General features: G+C 61.3%; 13 protein-coding genes. 7 read left to right on the top strand and 6 right to left on the bottom strand.

Going from position 1 to position 14,083, the window contains the following annotated elements:
- Positions 1-9 precede the first annotated feature (9 nt).
- Both OU993_RS25455 and uvrA read right to left on the bottom strand, forming a co-directional pair.
- Positions 10-816, bottom strand: coding sequence for a DUF72 domain-containing protein (locus OU993_RS25455; RefSeq protein WP_268161714.1), 807 nt, complete (start codon positions 814-816; stop codon positions 10-12).
- A 160-nt stretch (positions 817-976) separates the two neighbouring features.
- Positions 977-3,898 (bottom strand): excinuclease ABC subunit UvrA, encoded by a 2,922-nt coding sequence (gene uvrA / locus OU993_RS25450; RefSeq protein ID WP_268161713.1) that lies wholly within the window; start codon positions 3,896-3,898, stop codon positions 977-979.
- 266 nt (positions 3,899-4,164) lie between these two features.
- Here uvrA and OU993_RS25445 point away from each other — a divergent pair, with 266 nt between their 5' ends.
- Positions 4,165-4,713: a single-stranded DNA-binding protein gene (locus OU993_RS25445; RefSeq protein ID WP_268161712.1), complete on the top strand. Its 549-nt coding sequence runs from the start codon at positions 4,165-4,167 to the stop codon at positions 4,711-4,713.
- A 243-nt stretch (positions 4,714-4,956) separates the two neighbouring features.
- Here OU993_RS25445 and OU993_RS25440 read toward each other — a convergent pair whose 3' ends face one another.
- Entirely contained in the window at positions 4,957-5,586 is a 630-nt protein-coding gene (locus OU993_RS25440) for a MarC family protein (RefSeq protein ID WP_268161711.1), read from the bottom strand.
- A gap of 218 nt (positions 5,587-5,804) precedes the next feature.
- Here OU993_RS25440 and gyrA point away from each other — a divergent pair, with 218 nt between their 5' ends.
- Positions 5,805-8,624 carry a DNA gyrase subunit A gene (gene gyrA / locus OU993_RS25435; RefSeq protein ID WP_268161710.1) on the top strand — a complete coding sequence of 940 codons (2,820 nt, stop codon included), beginning with the start codon at positions 5,805-5,807 and terminating at the stop codon, positions 8,622-8,624.
- A gap of 151 nt (positions 8,625-8,775) precedes the next feature.
- Here the strand turns inward: gyrA and OU993_RS25430 are convergent, their stop codons facing one another.
- Together OU993_RS25430 and OU993_RS25425 are read right to left on the bottom strand one after the other, a co-directional pair.
- Positions 8,776-8,910 carry a hypothetical protein gene (locus OU993_RS25430; protein WP_268161709.1) on the bottom strand — a complete coding sequence of 45 codons (135 nt, stop codon included), beginning with the start codon at positions 8,908-8,910 and terminating at the stop codon, positions 8,776-8,778.
- Between the two features lie 33 nt (positions 8,911-8,943).
- Positions 8,944-9,099 carry a hypothetical protein gene (locus OU993_RS25425; RefSeq protein ID WP_268161708.1) on the bottom strand — a complete coding sequence of 52 codons (156 nt, stop codon included), beginning with the start codon at positions 9,097-9,099 and terminating at the stop codon, positions 8,944-8,946.
- Positions 9,100-9,523: 424 nt separating this feature from the next.
- Between OU993_RS25425 and coaD the strand changes: the two genes are divergently transcribed.
- The 5 genes from coaD (at position 9,524) to tgt (ending at position 13,518) form a co-directional block, all read left to right on the top strand.
- Complete coding sequence (gene coaD / locus OU993_RS25420; protein WP_268161707.1) at positions 9,524-10,018, top strand: pantetheine-phosphate adenylyltransferase; 495 nt, start codon at positions 9,524-9,526, stop codon at positions 10,016-10,018.
- Between the two features lie 29 nt (positions 10,019-10,047).
- Entirely contained in the window at positions 10,048-10,614 is a 567-nt protein-coding gene (locus tag OU993_RS25415; protein ID WP_268161706.1) for a peptidylprolyl isomerase, read from the top strand.
- A 33-nt stretch (positions 10,615-10,647) separates the two neighbouring features.
- The gene (locus OU993_RS25410) at positions 10,648-11,163 is read left to right on the top strand and encodes a peptidylprolyl isomerase (protein ID WP_268161705.1); all 516 of its coding nucleotides are present in this window, start codon (positions 10,648-10,650) and stop codon (positions 11,161-11,163) included.
- A gap of 145 nt (positions 11,164-11,308) precedes the next feature.
- Positions 11,309-12,394, top strand: a complete 1,086-nt coding sequence (queA, locus tag OU993_RS25405; RefSeq protein ID WP_268161704.1) for a tRNA preQ1(34) S-adenosylmethionine ribosyltransferase-isomerase QueA — start codon at positions 11,309-11,311, stop codon at positions 12,392-12,394.
- Positions 12,394-13,518 (top strand): tRNA guanosine(34) transglycosylase Tgt, encoded by a 1,125-nt coding sequence (gene tgt, locus OU993_RS25400; protein WP_268161703.1) that lies wholly within the window; start codon positions 12,394-12,396, stop codon positions 13,516-13,518. Before queA ends, tgt begins: the two co-directional genes overlap by 1 nt.
- Positions 13,519-13,539: 21 nt before the next feature.
- On the opposite strand, the gene OU993_RS25395 is transcribed toward tgt, so the two are convergent.
- Entirely contained in the window at positions 13,540-13,965 is a 426-nt protein-coding gene (locus tag OU993_RS25395; protein ID WP_268161702.1) for a DUF4864 domain-containing protein, read from the bottom strand.
- Positions 13,966-14,083 lie beyond the last annotated feature (118 nt).

Here is a 14,083-nt window from a genome sequence, read left to right as displayed (position 1 = left end):
CCTGTCTGTTCAGCCCGCCACTCTTTTCTGCAACAGGCGCGCGCCATTCGGCGCATTGACCTTGCCGCCGGTAATGAAGAAGGCAAAGACGTCGCGCGGGCTGTCAGGAGCCCGATGGTCCGGAGCGTTCAGCGGCAGATCGGCCGGAACGCCGCCCTTCGCATAGGTCTCCAGCCGGTCCGCCCATCGGCCGATCTCGGCCTCCGGATAACAGGTCGCAGTGTCATCCGTGCCACGCTGCAGCCGCGCATAAACGAAATCGGCGGTAACATCGGCAAACATAGGGTAATCGGCATGATCGGCGCAGACCGCCGCCACGTTGTATTTGGAAAGCAGCCTCACAAAATCCGGCTTGCAGAAGCTTTCATGACGTGGTTCCACCACGTGTCGCAGGGGCAGTCCTTCAAGCTCTTTCGGCAACAGGGCCAGAAAAGCTTCGAAGTCCTCCGGTTCGAATTTTTTCGTTCCCATGAACTGCCAGAGGATCGGCCCCAGATGGGGGCCGAGTTCGGCAATACCCTGGCCCAGAAATTTCTCGATCGACGGGCCCGCTTCGCCCAGTATCTTGCGGTTGGTGCAATACCGGCTTGCCTTCAGCGAAAAGACAAAATTCTCCGGCACTTCGGCTGCCCATTTGGCGAAGGTTTCTGGCTTCTGGCTGGAATAATAGGTGCCGTTCACCTCGATCGCCGTCAGTTCACGGCTGGCAAATTCCAGCTGCCGCTTCTTCGGCAGCTTTTCCGGGTAGAAGGTGCCCTCCCAGGGATCGAAGGTCCAGCCGCCGATGCCGGTGCGGATGATGCCGCTTGATGTCATGTGAAGCTCCCATTGAGACCCGCAGGTGAAAGGACTAGATTGACGTTTCGATGAGCGTGAGGCGGGCGAGGAGATCGTGCCGGCCCGCGAGGATGCCCCGCTCGTCACAGTGGATGCCGCCTTCCGTACCTTTCCCATCGGCACCATCTGGTGAGGTGCATCACTCCGCCGCCTGAACCTTCCGCATTGGCCGCCGCTCCAGAAGTTCCTTCAGGAACTGACCCGTATAGGACCGCTTTTCCTTCACAACATCTTCCGGCGTGCCTGTCGCCACCACCTCGCCGCCGCCGGTGCCGCCTTCGGGGCCGATGTCGATGATCCAGTCCGCGGTCTTGATGACCTCCAGATTGTGTTCGATCACCACCACCGAATTGCCCTGGTTGACCAGTTCGTGCAACATTTCCAGAAGTTTCGCGACGTCATGGAAATGCAGGCCGGTGGTCGGCTCATCCAGAATGTAGAGCGTTCTGCCGGTCGAGCGTTTCGACAGTTCCTTGGCGAGCTTCACACGCTGCGCCTCGCCGCCGGACAGCGTGTTCGCCTGCTGGCCGACCTTGATGTAGCCCAGGCCGACCTCGAACAGCGCCTGCAGTTTGTCGCGCACCGCCGGCACGGCGGAAAAGAACTCCACGCCTTCTTCCACCGTCATGTCCAGCACGTCGGCGATGGACTTGCCCTTGAACAGCACGTCCAGCGTTTCGCGGTTGTAGCGTTTGCCGTGGCAGACATCGCAGGTGACATAGACATCCGGCAGGAAGTGCATCTCGATCTTGATAACGCCGTCGCCCTGGCAGGCTTCGCAGCGGCCGCCCTTGACGTTGAAGGAAAAGCGACCGGGCTGGTAACCGCGCGCCTTTGCTTCGGGCAGGCCGGCAAACCAGTCACGAATCGGCGTAAAGGCGCCGGTATAGGTGGCCGGGTTGGAGCGCGGCGTGCGGCCGATCGGCGACTGGTCGATGTCGATCACCTTGTCGATGAATTCCAGCCCGTCGATGCGCTCGTGTTCCGCCGGGATCTCGCGGGCGCCCATCACGCGCCGCGCCGCCGCCTTGTAGAGCGTCTCGATCAGGAAGGTCGATTTTCCGCCACCGGAGACACCGGTGACGGCGGTGAACAGACCAAGCGGCACCGAGGCGGTGACATTCTTCAGATTGTTGCCGCGGGCGCCGACGACCTTGATCTCCTTGCCCTTTTTCGGTTTGCGCCGTTCGGCAGGCACGGCGACACCCAGTTCGCCGGAGAGATACTTGCCAGTCAGCGATTTTGGATTGGCCATGACCTCCTTCGGCGTGCCGGCCGCCACCACCTGGCCACCATGCACGCCGGCGGCCGGGCCGATATCGACGACATAATCGGCCGTCAGGATCGCATCCTCGTCGTGCTCGACGACCAGCACCGTGTTGCCGATGTCGCGCAGGTGCTTCAGCGTATCGAGGAGGCGCGCATTGTCGCGCTGGTGCAGGCCGATCGAGGGTTCGTCCAGCACGTAGAGAACGCCGGTCAGGCCGGAACCGATCTGCGAGGCGAGCCGGATGCGCTGGCTTTCGCCGCCTGACAACGTGCCGGAGGAACGGGACAGGCTTAAATAATCGAGGCCCACATCGTTGAGGAACCGCAACCGGTCGCGGATCTCCTTCAGGATCCGCACGGCAATCTCGTTCTGCTTGGCGGTCAGCTTGTCGGGCAGCGCCTCGAACCAGTCGCGTGCCACCTTGATCGACATTTCTGTCACTTCGCCGATGTGCAGCCGATCGATCTTGACCGCCAGAGCCTCCGGCTTCAGCCGGTAGCCGGCACAGGCAGGGCAGGGGGCGGCCGACATGTACCGCTCGATCTCTTCCCGCGCCCAGGCGCTGTCGGTTTCCTTCCAGCGGCGTTCGAGGTTCGGCACGATACCCTCGAAGGTCTTCGTCGTCTTGTAGGAGCGCGCGCCGTCGGCGTAACTGAACTCGATCTTCTCTTCGGTTCCGTGCAGGATGGAGCGCTGCGCGTCCTTCGACAGTTTCGACCAGCGGTCCGTCAGCTTGAAGCCGAACACCTTTCCGAGGCCCTCAAGCGTCTGGTTGTAGTAGGGCGAGGTGGATTTGGCCCAGGGCGCGATCGCGCCATCTTTCAACGTGCGTTCCGGCTCAGGAACGATCAGGTTCTCGTCCACTTTCTGCTGCGCGCCGAGACCGTCACAGGTCGGGCAGGCGCCGAAGGGATTGTTGAAGGAAAACAGGCGCGGCTCGACTTCCGGAATGGTGAAGCCGGACACCGGGCAGGCAAATTTTTCCGAAAACAGCACGCGTTCATGCGTCTCGTTCAGCGACTTGTTGGCCGAACCGCCGGCAGCCGTTTCCTCCGGCGGCAGCGGCTTGTCGGCAAATTCCGCCACGGCCAGACCATCGGCCAGCTTCAGGCAGGTCTCCAGACTGTCGGCGAGACGCGCGCCGATATCACTGCGCACCACGACGCGGTCCACCACGACGTCGATATCGTGTTTGTATTTTTTGTCGAGCGCCGGAACATCGGCGATCTCGTAGAACTGGCCGTCGACCTTGACGCGCTGGAAGCCCTTTTTCATGAGCTCCGCCAGTTCCTTTTTGTATTCGCCCTTTCGTCCGCGCACCATCGGGGCGAGGATGTAGAGGCGGGTGCCGTCGCCGAAGGCGAGTACCCGGTCGACCATCTGGCTGACCGTCTGGCTCTCGATCGGCAGGCCCGTGGCCGGCGAATAGGGCACACCGACACGGGCGAAAAGAAGGCGCATATAGTCGTAGATCTCGGTAACGGTACCGACCGTCGAGCGCGGGTTCTTCGAGGTCGTCTTCTGTTCGATCGAAATCGCCGGTGACAGTCCGTCGATCTGGTCGACATCCGGCTTCTGCATCATTTCCAGGAACTGGCGTGCATAGGCCGACAGGCTTTCGACATAGCGCCGCTGGCCTTCCGCGTAGATCGTGTCGAAGGCGAGCGAGGACTTGCCCGACCCCGAAAGACCGGTCATCACGATCAGGCTGTTGCGGGGCAGATCGAGATCGATGCCCTTGAGATTGTGCTCACGGGCACCGCGGATGGAAATCGTCTTGAGTTCGCTCATCGTGAAAAGGCTCTTTGGGAGGACAAGCCCCTTATTTAGTGATCCCTCGGCTGGTGTCGAGCCGAGACTTGCCGTGACTGCGGCTTTCGATTCGATCCCTACGTCCAAGGTTGTTGACAGGATCATAGCGAAATACTAGAACAAATAAAGAACAAATTTGCTTGTGGATTAAGGCAGCATGATTTCCTGCGGCTGGCGGTGATGGTTTACACTGCCGCCCCAAACCAATGCGAATGGCCGCGCGAGGCGGCAGACAGGGTGATGAGATGGCTGGCAGCGTCAACAAAGTGATTTTGGTCGGGAATGTCGGGGCGGATCCGGAAATCCGCCGCACGCAGGACGGCCGGCCGATTGCCAATCTTCGCATCGCGACGTCGGAAAGCTGGCGCGACCGCAACAGCGGCGAACGGCGCGAAAAGACCGAATGGCACAATGTCGTGGTCTTTAACGAAGGCCTCTGCAAGGTGGTCGAGCAATATGTGAAGAAGGGCGCCAAACTTTACATCGAAGGCGCGTTGCAGACCCGCAAGTGGCAGGACCAGAACGGCAATGACCGCTACACGACGGAAATCGTGCTGCAGGGCTTCAACTCGACGCTGACGATGCTCGATGGCCGTGGCGGCGGCGAGGGCATGAGTGGTGGCAATGTCGGGTATGGCGGCGGTCGCAGCGGCGGCAATGCTGGCGGCGATTTCGGCGGTGGTTATGACGATTACGATCGCGCGCCGGCAAGCGCCGGCCGTGGCGGCAGCCAGTCCTCCGGCAGCGGCAGCGGCGGTTTTGCGCGCGATCTGGACGACGATATCCCGTTCTGAGAACGGCGTTTCCAGAGGCGGCGAACGGGGCGGTTTTCGCGGTATCGTTCGCCGTTTGGGATGTTCAGACGTGTCGGCCGGCAGGTGTGTGGGATCAGCAGCTGCCGGTCGTTTGTCTTTGACAGCATGTCGCGCAAAAGCGGGCGGCGGTTTTGCGATAACGACATCTGAAAAAACAAAGACCTAAAGCGCGGTCGCGGCTCTGAAGGATCGTGACGAGTTTTGGCGTGGAGCCCCCGTTCTCTAGAGCGCAAAGGCCGAACGGACACCATCCACGACGAACTGTACCGACAAAGCGGCGAGCAGAACGCCGAGCAGGCGTGTCAGAATCGCGCGGCCCGTCACGCCGAGAAAGCGGTCCAGCCGGTCGGCCACCAGAAGCGCCGCGAGTACGATCGCCATTGTGACAACCAGCATGCCGATCAGAATGACCCTGTCGAGCGGTTCGGCAAAGGAACCGGCGAGAAGGACCGTTGCCGAAATGGCGCCGGGGCCGGCAATCAGCGGCAAGGCCAACGGAAAGACGGCGATGTTCTGGATGTGGTCGATGGTGATCGCCGTCTTCGAGGTCTCTTCCTTGCGATCGTTGCGCTTCTGGAAGATCATCTCGAAGGCGATCCAGAACAAGAGCAGCCCGCCGGCGATGCGGAAGGCGCCCATGGAAATGCCGAGCACCGAAAGGATGCCGGCGCCAAACAGCGCAAACACGGTGAGGATCGCAAAGGCGATCAGCGTGCCTCTGAGCGCGACCTGGCGCCGTTGGGCGCGATCGAGCCCTGCGGTGAGGCCGAGGAAGATCGGCGCGAGGCCGGGCGGATCCAGGGTGACGAGGAGCGTGGTGAACGCGCTCATGATGCTGTCTGCCGTCGCCAATGCCGTTTCTCCCTGTTCGCGTGCTTGCCGAACGTCTCCGGCAAGGATAGACCACATTGCATGAACAAACAGCTCTTGACTGAGGGCCCAGGGGGCATTCTGGTGAAATGCCCTGCAAATGGCGCAAAAGCCTGTTCAAAACCATCGCGCAAATTGGCGTTCGCACAGCCGTTCCGCTATAAAGAAACAACTGATTCCGAACAGAGATCGTATCCGATTTGACTGAGCAGAGCACCCCCGGCGGCGGAAAGCTGCCTCCCGGCATCGAACCTATTTCCATCATGGAGGAGATGCAGCGCTCCTACCTCGATTACGCCATGAGCGTCATCGTGAGCCGCGCGCTTCCCGACGTGCGTGACGGTCTGAAGCCGGTTCATCGACGCATCCTTTACGGGATGAACGAACTCGGGCTGGACTGGAACAAGAAATACGTGAAGTCGGCGCGTGTGACCGGTGACGTGATGGGTAAATACCATCCGCACGGCGATGCGGCGATCTACGACGCCTTGGCCCGCATGGCGCAGGACTGGTCGCTGCGCATGCCGCTGATCGACGGTCAGGGCAATTTCGGCTCGATCGACGGCGATCCGCCGGCTGCCCAGCGTTATACGGAATGCCGCCTGCAGAAGGTGGCGCATTCGCTGCTCGACGATCTCGACAAGGAAACCGTCGACTTCCGCGACAACTACGACGGCACGCTGTCGGAGCCGGTCGTGGTGCCTGCCAAATTTCCGAACCTTCTGGTCAATGGTGCAGGCGGTATCGCCGTCGGCATGGCGACCAATATTCCGCCGCATAACCTCTCCGAGGTCATCGACGGCTGTATTGCGCTCATCGACAATCCGGCGATCGAACTGCCCGAACTGATGCAGATCATTCCGGGCCCGGATTTCCCGACCGGTGCGCTGGTGCTGGGCCGTTCCGGTATCAAGTCGGCCTATGAGACCGGCCGCGGTTCCGTCATCATGCGCGGCCGCGCCCGCGTCGAGCCGATGCGCGGCGACCGTGAGCAGATCATCATCTCCGAAGTTCCCTACCAGGTGAACAAGGCGACGATGATCGAGAAGATCGCCGAACTGGTGCGCGAGAAGCGCATCGAAGGCATTTCCGACCTGCGCGACGAATCGGACCGCCAGGGCTACCGCGTCGTCATCGAGCTGAAGCGCGATGCCAATGCCGATGTCATCCTGAACCAGCTCTATCGTTACACGCCGCTGCAGACATCCTTCGGTTGCAATATGGTGGCGCTGAACGGCGGCAAGCCGGAACAGCTGACGCTGATCGACATGCTGAAGGCTTTCGTCACCTTCCGTGAGGAAGTCGTTAGCCGGCGAACAAAATACCTGCTGCGCAAGGCGCGTGACCGTGCGCATGTCTTGGTCGGTCTCGCCATATCGGTGGCCAATATCGATGAGGTGATCAGCCTGATTCGCAGGGCTCCGGACCCGGCAACTGCCCGCGAACAGCTGATGGAACGCCGCTGGCCGGCCAAGGATGTGGAATCCCTTATCCGGCTCATTGACGACCCGCGTCACCGGATCAACGAGGACGGCACCTATAATCTTTCGGAAGAACAGGCCCGCGCGATCCTCGAACTGCGTCTGGCCCGCCTGACCGCTCTCGGCCGTGACGAAATCGCGGATGAGTTGAACAAGATCGGCGCCGAGATCAGCGATTATCTCGATATCCTGTCGTCCCGCCTGCGCATTCAGACCATCGTCAAGGATGAACTGGCCGCCGTGCGCGACGAGTTCGGCACGCCACGGCGCACCGAGATCATGGATGGCGGCCCGGATATGGACGATGAGGACCTCATCGCCCGCGAGGACATGGTGGTCACCGTCTCGCACCTTGGTTATATCAAGCGGGTGCCGCTCACCACCTACCGGGCGCAGCGCCGCGGCGGCAAGGGTCGCTCCGGCATGGCAACGCGCGACGAGGATTTCGTCACGCGCCTGTTCGTCGCCAACACCCATACACCGGTGCTGTTCTTCTCCTCGCGCGGCATCGTCTACAAGGAAAAGGTCTGGCGCCTGCCGATCGGCACGCCGCAATCGCGCGGCAAGGCGCTCATCAACATGCTGCCGCTGGAGCCCGGCGAGCGCATCACGACGATCATGCCGCTGCCCGAGGACGAGGACAGCTGGGCAAATCTCGACGTCATGTTCTCGACGACGCGTGGAACGGTGCGCCGCAACAAGCTGTCCGACTTCATCCAGGTGAACCGCAACGGCAAGATCGCGATGAAGCTGGAAGAAGAGGGTGACGAGATTCTCTCCGTCGAGACCTGTTCGCCGCCGAATCCGGATCTCAACATGCCGGGTGACGACGTGCTTTTGACGACGGCACTTGGCCAGTGCATCCGTTTCCCCGTGGACGACGTGCGCGTCTTCGCTGGCCGCAATTCGATCGGCGTGCGTGGCATCACGCTTGCCGACGGCGATCGCCTGATCTCCATGACCATTGTCGGCCATGTGGACGCGGAACCGTGGGAGCGTGCGGCTTATCTCAAGCGGTCGGCTGCCGAGCGTCGCGCCGCAGGCGTGGATGAAGAGGATATCGCTCTCGTCGGCGAAGAAGTGACCGAGGAAGGTCAGCTGAGCGACGAGCGCTACGAGTATCTGAAGGCGCACGAACAGTTCGTTCTGACCATCTCGGAGCGTGGTTTCGGCAAACGTTCCTCGTCCTACGATTTCCGCACCTCGGGCCGCGGCGGCAAGGGGATCCGCGCCACCGATACGTCGAAGACCAACGAGATTGGTGAACTGGTTGCCGCCTTCCCGGTCGATGACAAGGACCAGCTGATGCTCGTTTCGAACGGTGGCCAGCTGATCCGCGTGCCGGTGGACGGCATCCGTATCGCCAGCCGCGCGACGAAGGGTGTGACGATCTTCTCCACCGCCAAGGACGAGAAGGTTGTGTCCGTCGAGCGCATCAGCGAGCCGGAAGGCGACGACGAAAACGGCGTGCTGGCAGAAGAGATCACAGCGGAAACCGGTGATCTGGGCGAACCGGCGCCGGGCGGCGAGACGGAATAGGACGACGGAAGCGCCGATCGGGTGGCGGGACTTTCCGCCGCCCTCGGCTTCAGTGTCTGTTCAGGTTTCTGAACGTCAGACGACAACGAAAAAAGCCGGGTTCATGACCCGGCTTTTTTCTTGAGGAGCGTCTTGGTCCTGGGAGGGAAGATCAGAACGCGCTGTGGCGCCGCGCAAACTCGCGAAGATTTTCGCGCTCGCGCCGAAGTTCGGTAATGGAGGTTGCCACGGATGCAACGAACATGGTGCTAATCAATCCGGCAAGCACAATCATAGCAACATACATGGCAGTAACTCCTGTCTCTGTGAGCGTCAGCCCTCAGTAGTAGGGCTGCTCGTTATACTGACCCGTGAGCTGGGTATAGTTGAACTGAGGCGCTTCGGACTTGCCCTGGTAAAGAGTGAAAGTTGCAGTCATCATGACGGCGATCATTGCGGTCCAGACCAGATTGATCATCGTAATCGTGTCCGGCATGGCCGTTTTCCTCTTGGCGAACATTTCCAAGTTCCTTCTTCTCTCAAGAACGCGTTCGATGCGAACAGGTTCCGCACCAGTATGAAAGAGCTTTAACCTTTTCCCTCTGAAGCCACCCTGAAAGCGCCGTTCATCTGGCGTTCAGGAATCTTTAAGGATTTGTCTCACGACAGGTCGAACATCCATTCGATCCCGAAGGACGTCAGCACAGCGGCAAGAACGAGAACGGCAAGCATCGTTTATCTCCATCCGACCGGGCCTGGAGGTTTTCCTTCCGGTCAGTGATGGCACTAAACCATTGTCGGGCTGAAACGGGCTTGAACGGGCCATTCATCCGCGGTTCATGGGCAACCGCGCTTGCGAAGCCGGCGCCGGCATGACACAAGGCGGTGGAATCGCCAGACAGAATGCCCCGAGAGGTATCATGACGACCGCCTTTTATCCCGGTTCCTTCGACCCGATGACCAACGGCCATCTGGACGTGTTGATCCAGGCGCTGAATGTGGCCGATCGGCTGGTCGTGGGCATCGGCGTTCATCCGGGCAAGGTGCCGATGTTCAGCTTCGAGGAGCGCGCAGAGCTCATCCGCCGATCGCTCGCCGAAGCGCTGCCGGAACGTCTGGAGACCCTGGAGGTTGTTGCCTTCGACAATCTGGTCATCCACGCTGCACGCGATCAGGGCGCGAAAATCCTGATCCGGGGGCTGAGGGACGGCACGGATCTCGATTATGAAATGCAGATGGCGGGCATGAACGCGCAGATGGCGCCGGACATCCAGACGGTCTTCCTGCCGGCAGGTACTGCCTCGCGACCGATTACGGCCACATTGGTCCGCCAGATCGCCTCCATGGGCGGCGACGTGAAGGCCTTCGTGCCGGGCGCCGTTCTCGATGCGCTGACACAGAAGCTGAAACGCTGACTGTCCTCATTCCCAAACGGAGTTGTCCGATGAAATTGATGACCCTTGCCTTTGCCGGTGCACTGGCTGCCGCCTCCTTCGTCTCGCAGGCGCTGGCCGCAGCCGATGATTTCCTCACCATCCAGCTGAAGGATGGTCCGGTTGTCATCCAGCTGATGCCGGAGGTTGCGCCCAAGCACGTTGCCCAGGTGAAAAAACTGGCCGCTGAGGGCAAATACAACAATGTTGCCTTTCACCGCGTGATCGACGGCTTCATGGCCCAGACGGGCGACGTGCAGTATGGCAATATGGACAAGGGATTTGATGCCCGGCGCGCCGGCATGGGCGGCTCCGAGCTCCCCGACATCCCGGCCGAGTTCTCGAAGGTGCCCTTCGAGCGCGGCACGGTCGGCATGGCACGCTCGCAGGATCCGAACTCGGCGAACTCGCAGTTCTTCATCATGTTCGACAAGGGCTCGTTCCTCAACGGCCAGTACACCGTCATCGGCAAGGTCGTGTCCGGCATGGAGAATGTCGACAAGATCAAGCGTGGCCAGGGCGGCAATGGCGAAGTTTCCAGTCCCGACCGGATGATCAAGGTCACCGTTGGGAAATAATGGGCAAAACGCCCCAACACCAAGGAGAATAACATGGCCGAGATCAAGGATCCGGAAAACACCATCATCATGGAAACCACCAAGGGCAAGGTCGTCATCGCCCTGATGCCGGATCTCGCGCCCGGCCATGTGGCCCGCATCAAGGAACTCGCCCGCGAAGGTGCTTATGACGGCGTTGTGTTCCACCGCGTGATTGCCGATTTCATGGCGCAGACCGGCGACGTGAAGTTCGGCAAGAAGGGTGGCGAGAGCTTCAACCCGGGCCGCGCCGGCATGGGCGGTTCCGACAAGCCGGACCTGAAGGCCGAGTTCTCGGCTGTTCCGCATGTGCGCGGCACCTGCTCCATGGCCCGCTCGCAGAGCCCGAATTCGGCCAATTCGCAGTTCTTCATCTGCTTCACCGATGCTCCGTGGCTGAACAAACAGTACTCGGTCTGGGGTCAGGTCATCGACGGCATGGACTTCATCGACCAGATCAAGAAGGGCGAGCCGGTTTCCGATCCGGACTCGATCGTTTCGATGAAGGTCGCGGCCGATATCGCCGCCTGATCCTGACATCATGAGCGAAAACGGGCGCCCCGGGTTCTCCGGGGCGCTTTTCTTTTTGCGCCCCAACCTTTATCAGCGTGCCCGAACCGACGACATGACACGGCGATGACAGCCTGATGGTATTCAAAAACACCCGGAACCCACGATGCGTGTAGACCTGTTCGATTTTGACCTGCCGGAGGAGAATATCGCGCTGAGGCCCGCAAGCCCGCGCGACAGCGCCCGTCTGCTCGTCGTTCGGCCGGATGGAGCGCAGACGCTGGCCGATCATGTGGTTCGCGACCTGCCGTCCTTCCTGAAAGCCGGCGATGCGCTGGTCTTCAACGATACGAAGGTCATTCCGGCCCAGCTGGAAGGCATCCGCTCGCGCGACGGTGCGCCGGATTTGCATGTCTCGGCGACGCTGCACATGCGCATTGCCCCGGATGCCTGGAAGGCCTTTGCCAAACCCGGCAAGCGGCTGAAGATCGGCGATCGCATTCGCTTCGGTCATTCCGGCAGCGCCTGCTTTCTTGGCACGCTCGATGCGGTGCTGGAGGAGAAGGGCGAGGGGGGCGAGGTCACGCTCCGGTTCGATCTTTCGGGTCCTTCGCTCGACGAGGCGATCATGGCCGTCGGGCATATTCCGCTGCCGCCCTATATCGCCGCCAAGCGCCCGGAAGATGAACAGGATAGCCGCGACTACCAGACGATCTATGCCCGCGAAGAGGGCGCAGTTGCGGCGCCGACTGCCGGCCTGCATTTCACGCCGGATCTGTTTGCGGCATTGGATGCGGCCGGCATCGAACGGCATTTCGTCACGCTGCACGTCGGAGCCGGCACCTTCCTGCCGGTCAAGGCGGACGATACCACCGAACACAAGATGCATTCCGAGATCGGCCATGTGCCCGCATCCACCGCCGACGCGCTGAATGCGGTTCGGGCGCGGGGAGGGCGGATCGTCTCCGTCGGCACCACTTCGCTCCGGCTTCTCGAAAGCGCCGCAGAGCCGGACGGCACGCTGAAAGCCTGGTCCGGGGCGACCGATATCTTCATCACGCCGGGTTATCGTTTCCGGGCGGTTGACGTTCTGATGACCAATTTCCACCTGCCGCGTTCGACACTCTTCATGCTGGTCTCCGCCTTTGCGGGACTTGAGACGATGCGCGCTGCCTATACCCACGCAATTTCCACGGGCTATCGCTTCTATTCCTATGGCGATTCCAGCCTGCTCTTCCGGAAGACCTCCTGATGACCACCGAAAACTTCCAGTTCACCCTGAAGGCCACCGACGGCAAGGCGCGCCTTGGCGAAATCTCCATGCCGCGCGGCACGATCCGCACACCGGCCTTCATGCCGGTCGGTACCGTCGGCACGGTCAAGGCCATGTATCTCGATCAGGTGCGCGAGGGGGGCGCCGACATCATTCTCGGCAATACCTACCATCTGATGCTGCGGCCCGGTCCGGAGCGCGTTGCCCGACTTGGCGGTCTGCACGAACTCATCCGCTGGCCGGAACCGATCCTGACCGACAGCGGCGGTTTCCAGGTGATGTCGCTCTCCGGCCTACGCAAGCTCGACGAGAAGGGCGTGACCTTCAAGAGCCATGTGGATGGCAGCACGCACCACATGTCTCCGGAGCGGTCGATCGAGATCCAGGGCCTGCTCGACAGCGACATCCAGATGCAGCTGGACGAATGTGTGGCGCTTCCCGCCGAGCCGAAGGAGATCGAACGGGCGATGGAGCTGTCGCTGCGCTGGGCAGAGCGCTGCAAGATCGCCTTCGGCAACCAGCCGGGCAAGGCGATGTTCGGCATCGTGCAGGGCGGCGACCAGCCGGCGCTGCGCGTGCGCTCCGCCGAAGGACTGAAGGCGCTGGATCTGAAGGGTTATGCCGTCGGCGGCCTGGCGGTGGGCGAACCGCAGGCGGTGATGCTGGACATGCTCAACATCACGTTGCCGGTACTGCCGACCGAAAAGCCGCGTTACCTGATGGGCGTCGGCACGCCGGACGATATCCTGAAATCGGTTGCCTGCGGTATCGATATGTTCGACTGCGTGATGCCGACCCGTTCGGGCCGCCACGGTCTCGCCTTCACCCGCAAGGGCAAGGTGAATATCCGCAATGCCAAACATGCCGAGGACATGCGCCCGCTCGACGAGCAGTCGAACTGCCCGGCGACACGCGATTATTCGCGTGCCTATCTGCACCATCTGGTGCGCTCCAACGAGGCGCTGGGCGGCATGCTGCTCTCCTGGAACAATCTTTCCTATTACCAGGAACTGATGCAGGGCATCCGCAAGGCGATTGCCGAAGGGCGTTACGAGGATTTCATGGCCGAAACCCAGGAAGCCTGGGCGCGCGGCGACGACTGAGCGGCGGATCTTCTGCGGCTGTCAGATGCCGGTGCTGCTGGTTTTCGCCAGCACCCGAACCCCATTGACCTTGTAGCTGCCATCATCCTGCAGGCGCATCTCGTAGATGGCGCTCCAGTCCTTGGCGTTCCGTCCGGTGACGATCACCTCCTGTAGTACGAGTTCGCCGCCGCCGACCAGTTTCGACCGGCCGAAGGCGTAGTGGCCGGGGCTGGAAAGGGGCGCGTATTGCTTTTTCACCATGTCGAGGAAGCGGATTTCCGACGGAAACAGGCTTCTGATGGCTGGTGATGCAAAGGAATAGGCGACGGCGGCATCGCCGCTCATCAGCGCGCTGATCTGGCTGGCGATGATCTTCTGCGCGTCCGAAACCGGATCTTCGGCGGCTGCCGAAGGCAGGGCGGCACACAGCAGACAGAGCAGGGCGTAGGCGGAACGGAAAAGCATGCGCATTCTCCCCGATTGTGACAACAGGATAACGCAGTCCACAGAATTGTGAAGCATTCGCACGGCAGACTGGCGTGGAGCCTGCGGCAACTGTTTCCTGAAGGTCACTACGGTCGGT

Source organism: Rhizobium sp. SL86 (assembly GCF_026672545.1).
Lineage (GTDB): Bacteria > Pseudomonadota > Alphaproteobacteria > Rhizobiales > Rhizobiaceae > Neorhizobium.
The sequence above is the reverse complement of the archived record's forward strand: the minus strand, read 5'-3'. Positions and strand labels throughout refer to the sequence as shown.

Coding starts and splice junctions, on each gene's coding strand:
- OU993_RS25455 (WP_268161714.1), bottom strand. CDS start 816: ATGACATCAAGCGGCATCATCCGCACCGGCATCGGCGGCTGGACCTTC.
- uvrA (WP_268161713.1), bottom strand. CDS start 3,898: ATGAGCGAACTCAAGACGATTTCCATCCGCGGTGCCCGTGAGCACAAT.
- OU993_RS25445 (WP_268161712.1), top strand. CDS start 4,165: ATGGCTGGCAGCGTCAACAAAGTGATTTTGGTCGGGAATGTCGGGGCG.
- OU993_RS25430 (WP_268161709.1), bottom strand. CDS start 8,910: ATGTATGTTGCTATGATTGTGCTTGCCGGATTGATTAGCACCATGTTC.
- OU993_RS25425 (WP_268161708.1), bottom strand. CDS start 9,099: ATGCCGGACACGATTACGATGATCAATCTGGTCTGGACCGCAATGATC.
- coaD (WP_268161707.1), top strand. CDS start 9,524: ATGACGACCGCCTTTTATCCCGGTTCCTTCGACCCGATGACCAACGGC.
- OU993_RS25415 (WP_268161706.1), top strand. CDS start 10,048: ATGAAATTGATGACCCTTGCCTTTGCCGGTGCACTGGCTGCCGCCTCC.
- OU993_RS25410 (WP_268161705.1), top strand. CDS start 10,648: ATGGCCGAGATCAAGGATCCGGAAAACACCATCATCATGGAAACCACC.
- queA (WP_268161704.1), top strand. CDS start 11,309: ATGCGTGTAGACCTGTTCGATTTTGACCTGCCGGAGGAGAATATCGCG.
- tgt (WP_268161703.1), top strand. CDS start 12,394: ATGACCACCGAAAACTTCCAGTTCACCCTGAAGGCCACCGACGGCAAG.
- OU993_RS25395 (WP_268161702.1), bottom strand. CDS start 13,965: ATGCTTTTCCGTTCCGCCTACGCCCTGCTCTGTCTGCTGTGTGCCGCC.